The sequence below is a fragment of the Verrucosispora sp. WMMA2121 genome, from assembly GCF_027460185.1.
In the GTDB taxonomy this organism is placed as follows: domain Bacteria; phylum Actinomycetota; class Actinomycetes; order Mycobacteriales; family Micromonosporaceae; genus Micromonospora; species Micromonospora palythoicola.
The window spans coordinates 4,870,180-4,887,863 of record NZ_JAPZBH010000006.1 but is presented as its reverse complement, the minus strand read 5'-3'; the positions used below and the strand labels follow the sequence as shown (position 1 = coordinate 4,887,863).

At 72.0% G+C, this 17,684-nt stretch carries 18 protein-coding genes; 14 read left to right on the top strand and 4 right to left on the bottom strand.

The features are described 5' to 3' along the window. Window positions 1–79 precede the first annotated feature (79 nt). Entirely contained in the window at window positions 80–2,278 is a 2,199-nt protein-coding gene (locus tag O7605_RS30760) for a transglycosylase domain-containing protein (RefSeq protein ID WP_269742791.1), read from the top strand. Window positions 2,279–2,314: 36 nt separating this feature from the next. Here O7605_RS30760 and O7605_RS30755 read toward each other — a convergent pair whose 3' ends face one another. After that, window positions 2,315–4,165 (bottom strand): thiamine pyrophosphate-requiring protein, encoded by a 1,851-nt coding sequence (locus O7605_RS30755; RefSeq protein WP_269742462.1) that lies wholly within the window; start codon window positions 4,163–4,165, stop codon window positions 2,315–2,317. A gap of 137 nt (window positions 4,166–4,302) precedes the next feature. Here O7605_RS30755 and O7605_RS30750 point away from each other — a divergent pair, with 137 nt between their 5' ends. From O7605_RS30750 to O7605_RS30720, 7 genes are all read left to right on the top strand, one after another. Then, window positions 4,303–5,394: a DNA glycosylase AlkZ-like family protein gene (locus O7605_RS30750; protein ID WP_269742461.1), complete on the top strand. Its 1,092-nt coding sequence runs from the start codon at window positions 4,303–4,305 to the stop codon at window positions 5,392–5,394. 235 nt (window positions 5,395–5,629) lie between these two features. Beyond that, on the top strand, window positions 5,630–5,761 hold the full coding sequence (locus tag O7605_RS30745; protein WP_269742460.1) for a hypothetical protein: 132 nt from the start codon (window positions 5,630–5,632) through the stop codon (window positions 5,759–5,761). An 83-nt stretch (window positions 5,762–5,844) separates the two neighbouring features. Next, on the top strand, window positions 5,845–6,321 hold the full coding sequence (locus tag O7605_RS30740) for a glycine-rich domain-containing protein (RefSeq protein ID WP_269742459.1): 477 nt from the start codon (window positions 5,845–5,847) through the stop codon (window positions 6,319–6,321). A gap of 3 nt (window positions 6,322–6,324) precedes the next feature. Beyond that, the gene (locus tag O7605_RS30735) at window positions 6,325–7,065 is read left to right on the top strand and encodes a sulfotransferase family 2 domain-containing protein (RefSeq protein ID WP_269742458.1); all 741 of its coding nucleotides are present in this window, start codon (window positions 6,325–6,327) and stop codon (window positions 7,063–7,065) included. After that, window positions 7,020–8,384, top strand: a complete 1,365-nt coding sequence (locus O7605_RS30730) for an MFS transporter (protein ID WP_269742457.1) — start codon at window positions 7,020–7,022, stop codon at window positions 8,382–8,384. The genes O7605_RS30735 and O7605_RS30730 overlap by 46 nt, the downstream gene beginning before the upstream one ends. Next, a complete protein-coding gene (locus O7605_RS30725; protein WP_269742456.1) occupies window positions 8,381–9,832 on the top strand; it encodes a hypothetical protein in 1,452 nt (483 codons plus the stop codon). Before O7605_RS30730 ends, O7605_RS30725 begins: the two co-directional genes overlap by 4 nt. Window positions 9,833–9,978: 146 nt before the next feature. Further along, window positions 9,979–12,219, top strand: a complete 2,241-nt coding sequence (locus O7605_RS30720; RefSeq protein ID WP_269742455.1) for an ATP-binding protein — start codon at window positions 9,979–9,981, stop codon at window positions 12,217–12,219. A gap of 191 nt (window positions 12,220–12,410) precedes the next feature. Here O7605_RS30720 and O7605_RS30715 read toward each other — a convergent pair whose 3' ends face one another. Continuing rightward, a complete protein-coding gene (locus tag O7605_RS30715) occupies window positions 12,411–12,599 on the bottom strand; it encodes a DUF397 domain-containing protein (RefSeq protein ID WP_269742454.1) in 189 nt (62 codons plus the stop codon). Beyond that, a complete protein-coding gene (locus O7605_RS30710) occupies window positions 12,586–13,383 on the bottom strand; it encodes a helix-turn-helix domain-containing protein (protein WP_269742453.1) in 798 nt (265 codons plus the stop codon). Before O7605_RS30710 ends, O7605_RS30715 begins: the two co-directional genes overlap by 14 nt. A 221-nt stretch (window positions 13,384–13,604) precedes the next feature. Between O7605_RS30710 and O7605_RS30705 the strand changes: the two genes are divergently transcribed. Beyond that, a complete protein-coding gene (locus O7605_RS30705; RefSeq protein ID WP_269742452.1) occupies window positions 13,605–13,898 on the top strand; it encodes a hypothetical protein in 294 nt (97 codons plus the stop codon). Between the two features lie 152 nt (window positions 13,899–14,050). Here O7605_RS30705 and O7605_RS30700 read toward each other — a convergent pair whose 3' ends face one another. After that, window positions 14,051–14,572: a hypothetical protein gene (locus tag O7605_RS30700; protein ID WP_269742451.1), complete on the bottom strand. Its 522-nt coding sequence runs from the start codon at window positions 14,570–14,572 to the stop codon at window positions 14,051–14,053. A 71-nt stretch (window positions 14,573–14,643) separates the two neighbouring features. Here O7605_RS30700 and O7605_RS30695 point away from each other — a divergent pair, with 71 nt between their 5' ends. From O7605_RS30695 to O7605_RS30675, 5 genes are read left to right on the top strand one after another with little or no spacing between them, the layout of a single operon-like run. After that, window positions 14,644–15,507, top strand: coding sequence for a LysR family transcriptional regulator (locus O7605_RS30695; protein ID WP_269742450.1), 864 nt, complete (start codon window positions 14,644–14,646; stop codon window positions 15,505–15,507). Next, window positions 15,504–16,049, top strand: coding sequence for an RNA 2'-phosphotransferase (locus tag O7605_RS30690; RefSeq protein ID WP_269742449.1), 546 nt, complete (start codon window positions 15,504–15,506; stop codon window positions 16,047–16,049). Before O7605_RS30695 ends, O7605_RS30690 begins: the two co-directional genes overlap by 4 nt. Window positions 16,050–16,082: 33 nt before the next feature. Then, the gene (locus O7605_RS30685; RefSeq protein WP_443083976.1) at window positions 16,083–16,379 is read left to right on the top strand and encodes an ArsR/SmtB family transcription factor; all 297 of its coding nucleotides are present in this window, start codon (window positions 16,083–16,085) and stop codon (window positions 16,377–16,379) included. Then, window positions 16,379–16,765 carry a VOC family protein gene (locus tag O7605_RS30680; protein ID WP_269742790.1) on the top strand — a complete coding sequence of 129 codons (387 nt, stop codon included), beginning with the start codon at window positions 16,379–16,381 and terminating at the stop codon, window positions 16,763–16,765. Before O7605_RS30685 ends, O7605_RS30680 begins: the two co-directional genes overlap by 1 nt. 36 nt (window positions 16,766–16,801) lie before the next feature. After that, entirely contained in the window at window positions 16,802–17,674 is an 873-nt protein-coding gene (locus tag O7605_RS30675) for a TrmH family RNA methyltransferase (RefSeq protein ID WP_269742789.1), read from the top strand. The last annotated feature ends 10 nt before the right edge of the window (window positions 17,675–17,684 follow it).

The following is a 17,684-nucleotide window of genomic DNA, read 5'->3' as shown; positions in this document are numbered from 1 at the left end:
TGGCAAATGGCGGTGAATTGCCTGACAATTGGCCGATTGTTGTGGCCGGAAGATGGCTTTCGCGGCAATCCTGGTGACCATGGCCACCCCTACGCCGCTGTCGCGGCTGTTCACCGTCGTGCTGACCGGCGTACTCGCCGGCCTGGTCCTGGCGGTCGCCGCGCTACCGGGCAACCTGCTGCTCGGTTTCGCCGCGAAGGCGGCACTCGGGAACTACGCCGCGTTGCCCGACGCGCTGCGGACCCCGGCCACCCCGCAGCGGTCCTACCTCTACGCCAACGACGGCAAGACGTTGATCACCACGTTCTACGACGTCAACCGCACCGACGTGGCGCTCACGGAGATCGCACCGGTGATGCGCCAGGCGATCGTGGCCGCCGAGGACCGGCGGTTCTACGACCACGGCGGGGTCGACCTGCGCGGCATGATGCGGGCGGTGGTCAGCAACGTCACCGAGGGCAGCGGACAGGGCGGCTCGACGCTGACCATGCAGTACGTCCGCAACGTGCTCAAGACCGACCCGAACCGCACCGCGGCGGAGCGGGCCGCGGCCACCGAACCGACGATCGGCCGCAAGCTCCAGGAGATCCGGTACGCCAACGCGTTGGAGCAGCGCCTCGGCAAGGACGAGATCCTCAACCGCTACCTCAACATCGCGTACTTCGGGTCCGGGGCGTACGGGGTGGCGGCCGCGAGTCAGCGCTACTTCTCCAAGGCGGCGGCCGACCTGACCCTCGCCGAGGCGGCGCTGCTCGCCGGCCTGGTGCAGTCGCCGGAGGCGTACAGCCCGATCGACGGCGACGCCGACGCGGCGCTGGAACGCCGAGGTTACGTGCTGGACTCGATGGTCGAGACCGGGGCGATCACCGCCGAGCAGGCCGCCGAGGCCCGCGCCGAGAAGCTGACGCTGGACCCGAGCGAGCAGGCCAACGGCTGCGCCGCCACCGCCGGCGGGCGCGACGACGAGTGGGGCTTCTTCTGCGACTACCTGCGCCGCTGGTGGGTCGCCCAGCCGGAGTTCGGCGACACCGTGCAGGAGCGGGAGCAGGCACTACGACGCGGTGGCTACACCGTGGTGACGACGCTGGATCCGCAGATCCAGGCCACCGCGCAGCGCCAGGCCACCGGCATCTACGGGTACGACAACCCGCGCGCCGTACCGATCGCCGCCGTCGAGCCGGGCACCGGTCGGGTCCTGGCGATGGCGGTCAACCGGCACTACAGCCTCGACGGCAACCCCGACGGTCAGGTCAACTACCCGAACACCGTCAACCCGTTGATCTCCGGCGGTGCCGGTGTCGCCGGCTACCAGGCCGGTTCCACCTTCAAGCTGTTCACCATGCTCGCCGCGCTGGAGTCCGGCCGGACCCTGTCCACCGGCTTCGACGCGCCCAGCCGGCTGCCCACCCGGTACGCCGCCGAGGGGGAGGGCAGCTGCGACGGCCGCTGGTGCCCGGCCAACGCCAACCCGGAGTGGATGGACGGGTACCGGATGATGTGGGACGGCTTCGGTCGCTCGGTGAACACCTACTTCGTCTGGCTGGCCGAGCAGGTCGGCCCGGAGAAGGTGGTCGAGATGGCCCAGCGCCTGGGCATCACCTTCCGCGCCGAGTCCGATGCCGACTTCGCCGAGAACGACGCGGCCGACTGGGGCGCGTTCACCCTCGGCGTGGCCGCCACCACGCCACTCGACCTGGCCAACGCGTACGCCACGGTGGCGGCGGAGGGGACGTACTGCGCGCCGCTGCCGGTGGTGTCGGTGACCGGGCCGGACGGTCAGCGGCTGCCCGTCGGCGACCCGGACTGCCGCGAGGTGCTCGACGCCGACGTGGCCCGCGCCGCCACCGACGCCGCGCGCTGCCCGGTGGGTCAGCAGTCCGCCTTCGGGCAGTGCAACGGTGGCACCGCCACCGCGGTGAACCGGATTCTCGACGGCCGCCCGGTGGCCGGCAAGACCGGCAGCTCCGACCAGGCCGCCACGGAGAGCTTCGTCGGGTACACCCCGCAGGTCGCGGTCGCCGGCATCGCCGCCAACCCGGACGACCCGACCGACCACGTCGGCGCCGCCGTACAGGCCCGGGTGATCGACGCGGTCGCCCGGATCATCGCCACGGCCGTCGAGGGTCAGCCGGAGCAGTCCTTCACCCCGCCCACCCGCGAACTCGTCGGCGATCCCCGCCGCCCGGTCGACCGCGACCCGCCCACCGAGCCCCGCCGCACCGACGACGACCCCCTCTCCGACCTCCGCCGCTGGTTCCAGAACCGCACCCGCGGCTGACCCCCCACCCACCCCAGGGGGTGGGAGGGGAGGGGGTCAGGGGCGGCGGGGGCGGTAGGTGGTGACGACGCTGGGGATGCCGCGGCGGAGGATGCCGGCCCAGTCGGTGTCGCCGCGCAGCACCGCGGCGGCGGTCTTGCGGGCCTGGTCGACGGTGAAGTGTGGCGGCATCATCAGCTCGGCGGGGTCGACCAGGGCGTTGATCACCGTCGGGCGGTCGGCGCGCAGTGCCCGGTCCCACACGTCGGTCACCTGGTCCGGGTGGTCGACCAGTTCGCCGCGCAGCCCCAGCACCTCACCCCACCGGTGGTACGCGATGTCGGGCAGCTGCTGGCTGTCCGGGAACATCGGGGTGCCCTCGTCGGAGCGCTGCTCCCAGCTGACGAAGGCCAGGTCCCGGTTGTTGAGCACCAGCACCACGAACCGTGGGTCGGCCCAGCCCCGCCAGTACTTCGCCACCGTGATCAGCTCGTTGACCCCGTTCATCTGCATCGCGCCGTCACCGATCAGGGCCACCAGCGGACGATCCGGGTGGGCGAACTTGGCCGCCAGGGCGTACGGCATGGCGCCGCCCATGGACAGCAGGGTGCCCGACAGGCTGGCCAGCATCCCCGGACGCACCTTGACGTGCCGGGCGTACCAGGCGGTGGTGGTGCCGCAGTCCACGGCGAGCATCACGTCGTCGGGCAGGCGTTCGCTGAGGGTGGCGAAGAGCAACTGCGGGTTGACCGGGTCGGCGGCCTGCTCGGCCAGTTCCCGCTGCGACTGCCGCCACGCGGCGGTGGCGCCGGCGACGGTCTCCCGCCAACGGGTCGGTCCGGGGCCGGGACCGAGGGCGGCCAGCAGCGCCCGCAGGGTCGGCGCGGCGTCTCCGGTCAGGTTCACCTCGGTCGGGTAACGCAACCCGAGCTGGGTGCCGTCGTGGTCGATCTGCACCGCGCGCGCCTGGCCGGGCGGCGGGTAGAACTCCGAGTACGGCATGTTGCTGCCGACGATGAGCAGCCGGTCGCACTGGTTCATCAACTGCCAGCTGGGCCGGGTGCCGAGCAGACCGATAGCGCCGGTCACCCACGGTTCCCGGTGGTCCACGGCGGTGAACCCGAGCAGCGCCGTCGCCACGCCCGCGCCGAGCCGGTGGGCGATTTCGCGGACCTCGTTCTCGGCGCCGAGCGCACCCTGGCCGACCAGCATGGCCACCCGCTCGCCGCTGCCCAGCACCTGCGCGGCGTGCCGGATGTCGGCCTCCGGGGGCGTCGTCGGACCGCTGCTCGGCACGCTGCTGGTGTGGTAGAAGCCGTGCGCGTGCGGTGGGTTGGGCACCGCCGGCAGGTCCTGCACGTCGAGCGGCAGCACCAGGGCGGTGACGGTACGCCGGGCAAGCGCGGTCCGGCATGCCCGGTCCACCAGGTGGCGTACCTGGGACGGGTGGTCGAGCTGGGCCAGGAACGCCGCCGCCACGTCCTTGTAGAGGGCGAGCAGGTCCACCTCCTGGTAGTAGCCGCCGCCCTCGGCGGTGAGCGCGGTGTGTCCGACCAGGGCGATCACCGGCTGGTGGTCCAGCTTCGCATCGTAGAGCCCGTTGAGGGCGTGGATGGCGCCCGGACCGCTGGTGACCAGCACCGCGCCGAGCGGCCCGCCGCCGTACTTGACGTGTGCCGAGGCGGCTAACCCGGCGGTCTCCTCGTGCCGCACCTGGACGAACTGCACCTGCTCGTCGGTGCGTTGCAGGGCGGAGGTCATCCCGTTGATGCCGTCGCCGGGGAAGCCGAAGTAGCGGCGTACGCCCCAGCAGGCGAGCCGCTGCACGAGGTGGTCCGCGACGCTGGCGTCACGGGGCAACGGCCACGGGTCGGCCGGCACGTACGTGCCGACGTGATCTGCGCTCATCGGGTACGCCTTTCGGGTCGGACGACCGGCACTGCGCCGCAACTTCCCTGATGGTGCGGCGTCGCAGGCGCCGGAGGCAGCGATATCCCCGAAAGTGCGCGGATCTTGCAGAGCCGGCCGCCGGGTAGGGTCGCGTCATGGTCGCCCATCGACTGACGCGGGACGAGGCCCGGCGGATCGCGGTCCGGGCCCAGCTGCTCGCCGTGCCGCGCCCGAGTGACCTGGTGGAGGCCGTCGAGCGGCTCACGGTCCTGCAACTCGATCCCACGGCGGCCATCGCGCCGAGCGCCGATCTCGTGCTGTTCAGCCGACTCGGTCCGACCTACGATCCCGCGCAGCTGACCAGGGCGATCGAGGTCGAGCGCCGCCTGGTCGAGACCGTCGCCTACATCCGGACGCCGGGCGATCTGCCCGCTGTGATCGCCGAGGCCCGCGCCGCGACCCATCCGTCCGCCCGGGCCTGGCTGGAACAGAACGCGTCGTTTCGCCGGGACATCCTGGCGGTGCTGGCGGCGAAGGGCCCGTTGCTGTCCCGGGACATCCCCGACACCAGCGTGGTGCCCTGGCCGTCGAGCGGCTGGACCAACAACCGCAACGTCACCAAGATGCTCGAACTGCTGGCTCGACACGGCGAGGTGGCGATCGCCGGCCGGAAGGGACGGCAGCGCTACTGGGATCTCCCCGAGCGGGTCTACCTGGTCGACCTGCCCGACCTCGATCCGGGCGAGGCGGCCCGGCTGCGCGACGAGCGTCGGCTCGCCGCGTTGGGCATCGCCCGGTCCGGTGGCACGTTGACCCCGGGCGAGTCGCCGTTCGTCGGCTCCGCCGGGGAGGAGGCCGTGGTCGAGGGGGTACCCGGGACCTGGCGGGTCGACCCGGCGTACCTCGGGTTGCCGTTCGAGGGGCGCACCGCGCTGCTGTCGCCGTTCGACCGGCTGATCCACGACCGGGTACGCACCGAGCAGTTGTTCGGCTACGAGTATCTCCTGGAGATGTACAAGCCCCGGGAGAAACGCCGCTGGGGCTACTTCGCCCTACCGGTACTTCATCATGACCGGCTCGTCGGCAAGCTGGACGCGACCGCCGACCGCAAGGCGGGTGTCCTCGTCGTCAACGCCCTGCACGAGGACGTCCCCTTCACCCCGGCGATGACCGCCGAGGTCGACGCCGAGATCGAGGCTCTCGCCGCCTGGCTGGGCCTGCGGACCACCCGGTCCCGGTCGTCGTAGTCGCCGCTCCGGGTCGCGCCGGCCGACCCGGCGCGGCGTGCGGTGGGCCGGCCGGCACCTGCCGGTCAACTGCCGGTCAATCTCCTGGATGGCCCCACTGCGCGGGAATAGCGTTCCTGGCAACCGCTGCGGGTGACATTTCTGTCAACGGGACCCTCCCGCAGCGGGTCATGCCAAACCTGCTCGTGCCGAGCGTTTCGTGACCTCGGCGCGGGCACCAGGAAGGGAGAGCGCAATGTCGGAGATCAATGAGGTCGTGGAGACCGAAATCACCGAGCAGGCCACCCCCGAGATCGAGGACACGGCCGAGGCCGCCGACGTCCGTCAGCCGTCGACCCGCGTGATGTGCTGCGACCAGGCCGTCTGACGTGGACCGGTGGTCCGGGCCGGCGATCGCCGGCCCGGACCACCACCGCACGATCCGCTGGACAGATCGAGATTGGCTGCGACATGACCGAGATCGTCGTCAAACCCGCCGCGGACCTTCGCTGGGAGGTTCCCCACGACACCTCCGCCAACCGGATCACCGACCTCGCCGAGGTGCGGCGGTACATCGACGCCATCGACTTCGGGCCGCTCAAGCACCGGCTCACCCAGGGCCGCGACGTGCTGGGCAGCGAGTGGAGCCCGGCACGCGCGGACTACTACGAACGGCTCTACAAGAACTGGCTGTACCTGCGTCGTCGGTACGAGGGCGAGCTGTTGCCGCCGCACATCGACATCGACGAGTTCTGGCACGGCCACATCCTCGACACGCACGCGTACTTCGCCCACTGTGACCGGATCTTCGGTTACTACTTCCACCACTTTCCCTACTTCGGCACCCGTGGACCGGCCGACCGGACGAACCTGTCGAACGCGTGGCAGCAGACCCAGGACCGGTACCACGCCGAATTCGGCGAGTACATCTACGACTTCGTGGAGTAGACGGTGACGTCCGACCCGCTGTTGTGCTACGTCCACATCAACAAGAACGCCGGCAACAGCATCATCGAGGCGTTGCTGAACAACTACCCCGACCGGTTCCGGCAGTACCTCGTCTCCGGCCGCAGAAGCAGCGGGGGTCCGGGGGCCAAGACCGTCGACAGCCCCGATGAGGACGTGCGGCGGATCGTCTCGGAGATCGCCGAGAACCAGCACCGTCACGACGCCATCGCACTCAACCTGCCGGTCGGTATCCACCGCAGGATCGATCGACCGGTCCGCTACGTCACCATGCTGCGCGAGCCGGTCGACCGGTGCGTCTCGTACTGGTACTGGGCGTACCGCAAGCGTGACACCGGTAATCTCTGGGCCGCCCTGCAGGCCGGGTTGCCCGACGGCGTGGCCGGACTGCCGCTGCAGTTCCGCGACGACCAGGTGCGCTTCCTGTCCGGTACGACGAACGTCGAGACCACCGACGACGACCTGGCCTCGGCGATGAAGGCCGTCGAGGAGCACTTCGCCTTCGTCGGCACGGTCGAGCGGTTCGCCGAGTGCCAGGCCCGGCTCGGCGAGCTGTTGTCCTGGAAACGACCGGCGACGTTCCATCTGAACAGCGGCGACCGTGGCGACCATCGGCTGCTGCCGCCCGAGGCCGTCGACATCTTCCGCGCCGCGAACACCCGGGATCTGGAACTCCACACATGGTTGACGCGAAGCTACCTGCCGTCGGTTCTCGGACGGAACTGACCGGCGGCACCCCCGCCCCGGCCGCCGTCGCACCGCCGGCTGGGCCGCGCGTCGAACGCCTCGCCATCGTCGCGAACATGGTCATCGTGCCGCTCTGTTTCGCCACCGGCCGGCTCAGCGCGGACCTCGTCCAGTTGTACGGCGTACAGACGCTCGGCCTCACCCCGGCGCAGGTCGGCACGGCACTGGGGTTGCTGGTGCTCAGCGTGCCCGCGCAACTGCTCGCGGTGCGCCTGCCCCGGCGTCTCGGTTTCCGGCGCACCATGCGACTCGGGTACGCGGGCGTGCTGCTCCTGCTGGTGCTGCTGGCTGCGGTGCCGGAGCTGGACCGGTGGGGGACCACGGCCGTGTTCGTGGCGTTCGTGGCGGTGCTGCTCGCCATCGAGGTGGCGGTCTCGGTGAGCTGGGGTGTGGCGTGGCACCCCTGGATGCGGGCGCTGGTGTCCGCGGATCGCCGACCCCGGTTCGTCGCCCGGATGCAGTTCGCCACCCAGATCCTGAACGTGCTGCTGCTGCTCGGCTTCGGCCTGCTGGCCGGTGCCGTGGTCGAGCGGACCGAGTACCGGATCCTCCTCGGGGCGCTGGCGGTGTTGCTGATCGTGTCGATCACGACGCTGGGCCGCCTACCGCGTACGCCGGTGCCGGGCGGCACGCGCCCCCAGGCCCTCGGTGAGCTGCGCGCCGCCGCCACGGACCTGGTCGCCGCCGGCCCGCTCCGCCGGCTCAGCGTCATCTTCGTCCTCGACACGGTGCTGGTGACGCCACTGCTGGCGATCTACGCCGTGCTGCACCTCGGCATCCCCGCGGGCACCGTGGCGGTGATCCTCGCCGTACGCGGACTGGCCGCGCCGATCAGCCTGCTGGCCTGGAGCCGGGCCGCGCACCGGCTCGGCACGTACCGTCTCATCGGCTACACGATGGCCGGCACGGTGCTCACCCGTGTGCTGTGGGTCTTCGTGCCAACCACCGAGGGCGCGGCCAGCGGGGCGAGCATCGCCGGCTTCGCCGCCATCGTCGTCACCGCCGCGGTCTGCGCCGCCGGCTACGGCAACGCCAACCTGACCACCTGGTACGACGCCGTGCCGGACCACCACTCCCGGGCGATGTTCACGCTGCGCGACGTGGTCGCCTCCTCCAAACTCCAGCTCTACTCGGCGGCCGGCGGCGCGGTGCTGGCCGTGACCGCCACCCTCGGTGCCGTCTCGTACGGCCCGATCCACGTCGACGCCTACAAGCTACTGATGCTGGCCGGTGTCCCGGTCGCGGGGGCGATCGCGGTGCTGTCGCGGCGGGCGCATGCAGAAGGGGCATCCCGATGAGTACCCACACCCTGATCGAGTCGCTGCGGCCACCGGTGGCCACGATCCTGGACACGCTCGCCGCCGCCGAGGCGCGGTACTGTCTCGGCGAGACCGCCACGTTCGAGCCGGCGAAGATCCACGCGGCGTGGCCGGAGGTGTTCCGAGCGGAGACGGTCAGCGCGTTGCGGGCCGCCGGCGTCGCGGAGGGGGCGGGGCGCCCGTTCGTCGCGCTGGTGCTCCAGGCGCTGATCGAGGCGGAGACCACCCCGCTGCACGCCCGCATCGCCGAGCGGGAGAAGGCGGTGACCATCACCGACGCCAGCGGCGGGCGAGTCGATCTCGCCCGCGCCCGACGGCTCGCGGCCCGTGACGCGACGGCCCCGCAGGAGCACCTGCACGAGCTGTACGACCGCGAGGTCGCCCCGCTGTGGCTGGAGTCGCAGCAGCGGCGGCTGGCCGTCGTCACGGCGGCCGGCTACCAGGATCTGATCGACTACGCCGACCGGGTGCAGCGACACGACCTCGACCGGCTGGAGCGCGAGGCGCGCGCATTCCTCGACGCGACCCGGGCGCGGTACGAGTCGATCCGGCGTCCCCGGTTCGCCGCCGGCTCGTTCACCGTCGCCCAGCTCATCGGCGCGGCGCGCACCACCTTCGCCGACCCGGTGGACCTGGCGACCTGCCTGCCGCTGCTGCACGCCCTGGTCGCCGAGCTGGGCCTGGAGTTCGCCCCACGGATCCGGCTCGACCTGGAGGCCCGCCCCGGCAAGGTGCCCGGCGCCTACTGCCTGCCGGTACGGGTGCCCGACGACATCGTCGTCGCCGTGTCGGCCGCGGGCGGTGTGGGTGACTGCCGGCCCCTGTTCCACGAGGTCGGGCACGCGCTGCACTTCGCGTACACCGGCCCGGACCTGCCGGTCGACGGACGCCGGATGGGCGACGAGGGACTGGTCGAGGGTTGGGGCGTGGTCACCGAGAACGTGTTCCTGCACCGGGAGTGGCTCGACCGGTCGTTTCCCGGGCGAACCGCGGCGGCTCTGCGCCACGACACCGCGCAACGACTGATGATCGTCACCCGGGCCCAGTGCGTCCGGCTGCTCTTCGCCGTCGACGCCGCCCGCCGTCCGGCCGCCCCGGCCGAACTGCGGGCCCGGTACGACCAGCTGATGGCCGAGCACCTGGGCGCGCGTCCCGGACCGGTCGAGTACCTGGACGTGCTCTGCGGTGACTTCGTCAGCGCCACCCGGCTGCGTTCCTGGGAGTTCGGCACGTCGATCGCCGGGCTGCTCGCGCACGAGATCGGTCCGGACTGGCCGGGTGATCCCCGGGCCGGACGGTGGCTGCGCGAGCACTGGCGGGTGGGGGTCACCCACACCGCGACCGAGGCCGTCGACCGCTGGGCCGCACCACCGCTGAGCCTGGAGGCGGTGGCGGAGAACCTGGCCGGCAGCATGGTCGACTCCTGACGGCGCGGGCCGCCCGGGCCGTCCCGGCCGTCGGGCTCCGGCTCGACAAGGGCGACGCCATCCAGTAGAAACCATCACCGGACATCCATTTCCCCGTCGAGAGGCCGATCGGTCCACTTCGGACCGCAGGCCGTGAGTGGATGGGCATGGCCCGGTTCAGTCAGATGGTTACGGCCCACCGGCGACGGCTCGGGTTGACCCAGGAGGATGTCGCGGCCGCCACCGGGCTGGCCGTACGCAGCATCCGGGACGTGGAGAGCGGGCGGGTGGCCCGGCCGCGCGCGTCGACGGTCCGGCTGCTCGCCGAGGCGTTCAACCTGTCCGCCGCCGACCGGGTCCACTTCATCCACGCCGCCGACCCCGACCTGGCCGCGCCGGAGGGGGAACGACCGCAGCAACTGCCGCTGGCGGTGCCGGGTTTCGTCGGCCGCTGCGCCGAACTGGAGACCCTCGACTGCGGCCGCCACCCGGAACCGGCGAAGCGTCCGGCGGTGGCCATCTTCACGATCTCCGGAATGGCCGGGGTGGGCAAGACCGCGCTAGCCCTGCACTGGGCGCACCGGGCCGCCGGCTCGTTTCCCGAAGGCCAGCTCTACGTCAATCTCCGCGGCTACGACGAGGCCGACGTGGTCGATCCGAGCGACGCCCTGCGCGGCTTCCTCGAGGCGCTCGGTGTGCCGGCCACCGGCATACCGGCCGGGCTGGAGGCCCGCGTCGGACTGCACCGCAGCCTGCTGGCCGAGCGGCGCATGCTGCTGGTGCTCGACAACGCCCGCGACTCGGCGCAGGTCCGGCCGCTGCTGCCCGGCGCGGGCGGCTGCGTGGTCGTGGTGACCAGCCGGGACGAGCTGTCCGGGCTGATCGTGGCGGAAGGCGCCCACCCGATCCGGCTGAACGTGCTCACCGGCACCGAGTCGATGAGTCTGCTCGCCAGTCGGCTCGGCGCCGGTCGGCTGGCCGCCGAGCCGGCCGCCGCGGCGGACATCATCGACTCGACCGGCCGGCTGCCGCTGGCGTTGTCGATCGTGGCGGCCCGGATGGCGCTGCATCCCGGCTTTCCGCTCGACGCCTTCGCCGCCAGCCTGCGCCCCGACGAGGCGATGCTGGACGCCTTGGCCGACGGCGACGTACGCGCCGTCTTCTCCTGGTCCTACCTGGCGCTGAGCCGGCCGGCGGCGCGCCTGTTCCGCCTGCTCGGGTTGCACCCCGGCCCGGATCTGACCGCCGAGGCCGCGGCGGCCCTCACCGGCCAGACCCCGGCGAGCGTCGCGTCGTCGCTGCGGGAGCTGACCCGGCTGCACCTGCTGGCCGAGCACCTGCCCGGCAGGTACGCCTTCCACGACCTGCTCCGCGCGTACGCCGCCGAGCTGACCCGGTCCGCCGGGGAGGCCGACGAGTCGCGGCAGGCACGCCACCGGTTGTTCGACTACTACCTGCACAGTTCCTATCCGGCGGCGGTGCTGCTCCAGCCGCAGTGGCCGACGATCGATCCGGTCCCCGCGGTGCCGTCGAACGTCAGGTCCGTTCCCAGGGACCACGACGCGGCGCTCGGCTGGTTCGCGGCGGAGCACCGGGTGCTGCTGCGGGCGGTGCGGCAGGCCGCCGAGACCGGCTTCGAGGCGTACGCCTGGCAACTGGCCTGGGCGCTCACCACGTTCTTCGCTCCGCGTGGACTGTGGCAGGAGCAACGCGCCGCCCAACAGGTCGCCCTCGCCGCGGCCGAGCGCGTCGACGACCTCGCCGGCCAGGCCGTCGCCAACCGGTTGCTGTCCCGTGCCCAGACCCGCCTCGGCGACCTCGACGCGGCGGAGAAACGGCTGCTGCGCGCCCTGGAGCTGCACCGGCGACTGGACGACCCGACCGGCCAGGCGCTCACCCTGCACAACCACGCCGAGGTCTGCTACATGCGCGGGCGACCCGAGGAGGGGCTGCGCCACGGTCAGGAGGCGCTGCGGCTGTACCGGTCGGTCGGCAACCGCGCCGGGGAGGCTCGGGCGCTGAACGCGGTCGGCTGGCTCTATGCCGCCACCGGGGACTATCCACGGGCGATCGAGAGCTGCACCGAGGCGCTCGCCCAGCAACGGGCGAGCGGCGACCACAACGGCCAGGCGGCGACGTTGGACAGTCTGGGTTTCGCCCACGCCCGGCTGGGCGAGCACGATCGGGCGGCCGGCTGTTACGAGGAGGCCATCGCGCTGTTCCGCGAGTCCGCCGACCGCTATCACGAGGCCGAGACCCTCCAGCGGCTCGGTGAGGCCCGCGAGGCCACGGGCGACCTACCCGGGGCCGTCGACGCCTGGCGCCGGGCGGCGCAGATCCTCGACGATCTCGGTGACCCGGCGGCCGAGGACGTCCACCGCACGCTGTCACGGCTGTCGCCACCCTGACCACCGCGCTGCACGCGCGGCGGCGGTGCGGCCCTCGCGAAGGCTGTGCTCGCGGGTTGCGGCATCCTGGGGTGTCAGCGGAGCGGGAAGGCGCGACATGCCGCAACTCGCGAGCGCGGTAGGGCCTGCGTCGGCGGCGTCAAAGGATCTGTCTGGGGTGAGCGGTGTCAGGCGAAGCCGGGGAACGGGGGTCAGCGCTGCTTGGTGTGGTCGAGGAAGGACCGCCAGGCGGCCGGGTCGAAGGCGAGGACCGGGCCGGACGGATCCTTGCTGTCGCGGACGGCGACCGTCGCGGGCAGGTTGTCGGCCACCTCCACACAGTCGCCGCCGGACGAGTTGCTACGAGCGGACTTGCGCCACCGCGCGTTACTGAGGTCCATGTTGGCTCTCAACTTCCTTGATCAGGGCGATCGAGAGGTCTTCGGGAAGGGCGACGCCCCGCACGCACTCCCATCTGGCGAGAATGGTAGCCAGTTTGTCCTCAGTGCCGATCGCGTCGCCGCCGAGGTGATTCTCCAGGTGCCCAAGCCACGTGCCGTCGGGCAGCCTGGCCAGCAGCAACGGCCCATCGAGGCCGACGTGCAGGCCGGCGCTGGCCGGGATGATCTGGATGTGGACGTGCGGTAGCTCGGCCATCCGCAGCAGGTGCGCGAGCTGCTCGGCCATGATGGCGTCCCGGCGGCGCAGCACGGACTCGTCGATCACCGCGACGAGCTGTGGTGGACGGTCGCGGTGCAGGATCTCCTGCCGTTCCAACCGGACCGCCACCTGTTGCTCGATCTCCTGCTCCGGACGGGTGTCGTCGAACCGCAGCACCGCGCGGGCGTAGTTCTCGGTCTGGAGCAGGCCGGGGATCAGCGTCGGATGGAAGCAGCGGAGTTGCCGGGCGGCGCGCTCGGCCTTGAGCCAGGGCATGAACCAGGCCGGCCGACCGTCCTGCTGGGCGGTGCGCAGCAGCGACTCGAACAGGCCACCGGTCTCCAGGATCTCGTCGGCCCGCCGGGCGTACGGCAGGTCCACCGCACGGGTGCCGGTCTCCACGGCGGACACAGTGGAGGCCGAGTAGTTCGTCCGCCTGCCGAACTCGTCCTGGTTCATGCCGGCCAACGCCCGTTGCTTGCGCAACTGGACGCGGAGCAGATCCACGCCCTGTTCGCCTTCCATCCGACCTCCAGGAACTCGTCAAGATCCCCAACCGCTGCCGAGCGACCGCCAAGATCCGCCGACTGTCGCCGCGGCTGGGCCTGACATGTTCCGAGCGTAGTCGGGTCCTCAGCAGACTGTCACGCATGCGGATCCGCTTCACGCCGGGCAGAGCTGGGGCGGATCCTGCGCCGGGGCCGTCCCCGCTTCCCCCGTGCCGGGGGCGGCCCCGATCCGGCACCGTGCCGTCCCGCGCCGTCGCGAGCGGCGGCGACGCCCCACACACCCCGCTGCGACCGATGTGGTGCTGCCGGACCTGCGGGCAGCCGTGGCCGTGCGGCCCGGCGCGACTACGCCTGCGAGCGGAGTACGACGGTGACCGCCCCGGCCTGTCGATCTACCTCGCCGGCCTGATGCACGAGGCCATGCGAGACCTGTACCACCTCAACGCCCGCGATGCTCCCGCGCCGGCGGCGCTGTTCGACCGGTTCCTCGCCTGGGCGCGCCGGCGGCCCGCGACCGACCCGTCGGCCTGACGTGCCGGTAACCTGCCGACCTGACGCGCCGGTGGCCTGCGGTCGACCCGCCAGCGTGACGCGCCGTCGGTCTGCGGTCGACCCGCCGACCTGACGCGCCGGCGGCCTGCGATCTGTCGGCCGGCCCGCCGACCTGACGCGCCGGTGGTGTCTCACCGGCGGGCCGCGTTGGTGCGCAGCGAAGCGACGACGTGTCGCTCCACATCGGCCCAGGTGGGTGTCGGTCGGCCGTAGGCGGGCACCGGTCGGCGCTGGGGTCCGAAGAAGTACTGGTGGGCGACGGTGCCCCGGATGGCGGCGTGCACCTCGGGATGGTCGTCGACGAAATGGGTGAGGGCGAGGTCGAGGCAGTGGGCGCGCTTGTCGGCCCGCGCCCGGCAGAACCGGACGTGGTCGTGGGGGACGCCGCTGCGCCGGTGGAAGTCGTGGCCGGCGAGCCAGCGCAGGGTACGGGCCTGGACGCGCGGACCGCACTTGGACACCAGCCACACCCGGCCGTCGAACAGGGGGACGAGGCGGGCGATGGTCTCGACGGCACCGGGCACCTCGGGGGTGGCCAGCATGGTCGCCTCGTCCCCGCTGAAGAAGGCGGTGTCACCGCCGCCCGGATGGGCCGGACCGTCGATGACGACCCGGCCGATGTCGATGCCGAGGCGGGGGAGGATCTTTGTCATGCCGCTCAGGATGCGGCGCTCTCACTGCCATCCGGAACTATTGTTTGCCATGCCCGCTATAGTTGCCGGCTATGGACGGGCGGGACCTGCTGGAAGCCGACGCGCTGCGCTCGTTCGCTGTCTTCGCCCAGCACCGCAACTTCACCACCGCCGCGCGGGAGCTGCACATCAGCCAGCCGTCCCTGCACGTGAAGATCCGCAAGCTGGCCACCGCGCTCGGCATCGAGCTGTACGAGCGTGACGGTCGCCGGCTGACGCTGACGGCCGCCGGTGACCGCCTCGCCGCGTACGCGCTGGACTCGCGCCGCCGGGCCGAGGAGTTCCTGCGCGAGCTGGACCACGAGACCGCGCCGGCGCTCACCATCGCGGCCGGCCGGGGCGCGCTGCGGTGGGTGATCGGCGAATCGATCGAACGGGTCGGCCGCCAGGGTCGCCGGGTCCACGTGATCACCGCTGACCGGGACGCCGCCCTCGCCGCCGTCACCAGCGGCCGGGCCGACCTGGCCGTGGTCGCCCACGATCCGCCCGGCCGGCAGGTCGAGGCGCGACAGATCGCCGCCTACGGGCAGGTGCTCGTACTCGGTGCCGAGCACCCGCTCGCCACGCGCCGGCAGGTCCGGCTGAGTGATCTCGACGGCCTGGATCTCGTCGTACCGCCGGCCGGGCGCCCGCATCGCAGGGCGCTGGACCGTGCCCTGCTCGACGCGGGCGTGCGTTGGCAGGTCGCCGCCGAGGTCGACGGCTGGGATCTGCTGGTGCACCTGGCCGCGTTGGGGGTCGGCGCCACCGTGGTCAACGGATGTGTCGGGCTGCCCGACGGTCTGCGTGCCGTCCCGATCCACGGCCTGCCGCGGATCCGCTACTGGGCCGCCTGGCGGCCGGCTCGACGGCCCGTGGTGCGGGACCTGCTCGACCAGTTCGGCACGGAACGGTGACTGGCCGACTCACCGCTGCCAGCAGGTTCCTCGCGTACGTGCTGCGTCATCGTCCGGACGTCGTCGAACTCACCCTCGACGAGGGCGGGTGGGTCGAGGTGGACGTGCTGCTCGCCGCGCTCGCCCGGCACGGTCGTCCGGTCAGCCGGCAGGTGCTGGCCGAGCTGGTCGCCGGTACCGACAAGCGGCGGTTCGAGCTGCGCGCCGGGCGGATCCGGGCCGCGCAGGGCCACTCGATCCGCGTCGACCTGCGGCTCGATCCCGTGGCACCGCCGTCGCTGCTCTACCACGGCACGGTGGCCCGCTACCTGCCCGGTATCCGTGCGGAGGGGCTGCGACCACGCGGTCGTACCCACGTCCACCTGTCGGTGGACCGGGGGACCGCCGCCACGGTCGGCGCCCGACGCGGTGTCCCGGTGGTGCTGAGCATCGACGCGGCCGGCATGCACCGTCACGGGTTCGTCTTCTACCGGGCCGTCAACGGCGTCTGGCTCACCGACCACGTCCCACCCGGTTGGATCATCGGCGCCGGGTCCGCTTGACAGGCAAGTGGCCACTTGCCTATAACTGTGCCTGTGGACGCCGACCCTGACCTGTTCAAGGCCATCGGTGACGCGACGCGACGCACGATCCTGGACGAGTTGATCGACCGGGACGGTCAGACGCTCTTCGAGATCTGCAGCCGGCTGACCATGAAGCACAACCTGACCTCGTCACGCCAGGCGATCTCCCAGCATCTCGCGGTGCTCGAACAGGCCGGTCTGGTCCGTACCCGGCGACAAGGCCGCTACAAGTTCCACCACATCGACACCAGTCCGCTGCGCTCGATCGTCGAGCGGTGGCCCATCGACCGAGAGGCACCAGATCCATGATCCGTATCCATGTCACCAGCGTGTTCGTCGACGACCAGGCAAAGGCGCTCGCCTTCTACACCGAGAAGCTGGGATTCGCCAAGAAGCACGACATGCCCGCCGGCGAATACCGCTGGCTGACCGTCGTCTCGCCGGCCGACCCCGACGGCGTCGAGCTGCTGCTGGAACCGGACGCGCACCCGGCGGTGGGTCCGTACCGACAGGCCCTGGTCGCCGACGGCATTCCGGTCACCTCGTTCGCCGTCGACGACGTGTACGCCGAGGTCGAGCGCCTCAAGGGACTGGGCGTCGAGTTCACCCAGGAGGCGACCGATATGGGCCCGGTGGTCACCGCCGTGCTCGACGACACCTGCGGCAACCTGATCCAGATCGCCACCATGAAGTAATTCTCCCGCCGATTCTGCCGGACGGTCACATCGCGGCTGCCGGCGTACCGTCGGCACCTGCGATGTCTGGCGTCGGGGGTAGTCCGGCAGAATCGGCGGGTGCCCGTCCACCTGATCACCGAGCCCGACGACGAGCGGATCGCCGACTACCGGGCGCTCACCGACGTCGAGCTGCGTACCCGCTGGGAGCCGCCGCACGGCCTGTTCATCGCCGAGGGTGAGCTGGTGCTACGGCGGGCGCTGCGGGCCGGTTACCCGGCTCGGTCCTTCCTCGTCGACGCCAAGCGGGTCGACCAACTGGCCGACCTCGACACCGGCGACGCCCCGGTGTACGCCGCCACCCCCGACGTGCTGCGCGAGGCCACCGGATTCCACGTGCACCGGGGCGTGCTCGCCTCGTTCCGGCGCAAACCACTGCCGGCCGCCGGTGAGGTGCTCGCCACCGCCGGCCGCGTGGTGATCCTCGAAGACGTCAACAACCACACGAACCTGGGCGCGATCTTCCGGGCGGTGGCGGGGCTGGGGGTGGACGCCGTGCTGCTCTCGCCGACCTGCGCCGACCCGCTCTACCGGCGCAGCGTACGGGTCAGCATGGGTGAGGTCTTCGCCGTGCCGTACGCGAAGCTGGAACCCTGGCCGGCGGCGCTGGCCGACGTGCGGGCCGCCGGGTTCACCGTGCTGGCTATGACGCCGGCACCGGACGCGGTGCCCATCCAGCGACTGGCCCCGGCCCAGCGGTCCCGGGCCGCGCTGCTGCTCGGCGCCGAGGGCGCCGGGCTGACCGACACGGCGATGGCCGCCAGCGACGCCCGGGTGGTGATCCCGATGCGCCGTGGCGTGGACTCGCTGAACGTCGCCGCCGCCACCGCCGTGGCCTGCTGGGAACTGGGCCGCGACGACCCGCTCTGAGGCACCGCCA

Excerpts from the sequence above, each read along its gene's own strand:
- O7605_RS30740 (WP_269742459.1), top strand. The coding sequence starts at position 5,845 with ATGACCGAGATCGTCGTCAAACCCGCCGCGGACCTTCGCTGGGAGGTT.
- O7605_RS30745 (WP_269742460.1), top strand. The coding sequence starts at position 5,630 with ATGTCGGAGATCAATGAGGTCGTGGAGACCGAAATCACCGAGCAGGCC.
- O7605_RS30720 (WP_269742455.1), top strand. The coding sequence starts at position 9,979 with ATGGCCCGGTTCAGTCAGATGGTTACGGCCCACCGGCGACGGCTCGGG.
- O7605_RS30730 (WP_269742457.1), top strand. The coding sequence starts at position 7,020 with ATGGTTGACGCGAAGCTACCTGCCGTCGGTTCTCGGACGGAACTGACC.
- O7605_RS30760 (WP_269742791.1), top strand. The coding sequence starts at position 80 with ATGGCCACCCCTACGCCGCTGTCGCGGCTGTTCACCGTCGTGCTGACC.
- O7605_RS30710 (WP_269742453.1), bottom strand. The coding sequence starts at position 13,383 with ATGGAAGGCGAACAGGGCGTGGATCTGCTCCGCGTCCAGTTGCGCAAG.
- O7605_RS30725 (WP_269742456.1), top strand. The coding sequence starts at position 8,381 with ATGAGTACCCACACCCTGATCGAGTCGCTGCGGCCACCGGTGGCCACG.
- O7605_RS30695 (WP_269742450.1), top strand. The coding sequence starts at position 14,644 with ATGGACGGGCGGGACCTGCTGGAAGCCGACGCGCTGCGCTCGTTCGCT.
- O7605_RS30700 (WP_269742451.1), bottom strand. The coding sequence starts at position 14,572 with ATGACAAAGATCCTCCCCCGCCTCGGCATCGACATCGGCCGGGTCGTC.
- O7605_RS30715 (WP_269742454.1), bottom strand. The coding sequence starts at position 12,599 with ATGGACCTCAGTAACGCGCGGTGGCGCAAGTCCGCTCGTAGCAACTCG.
- O7605_RS30750 (WP_269742461.1), top strand. The coding sequence starts at position 4,303 with ATGGTCGCCCATCGACTGACGCGGGACGAGGCCCGGCGGATCGCGGTC.
- O7605_RS30755 (WP_269742462.1), bottom strand. The coding sequence starts at position 4,165 with ATGAGCGCAGATCACGTCGGCACGTACGTGCCGGCCGACCCGTGGCCG.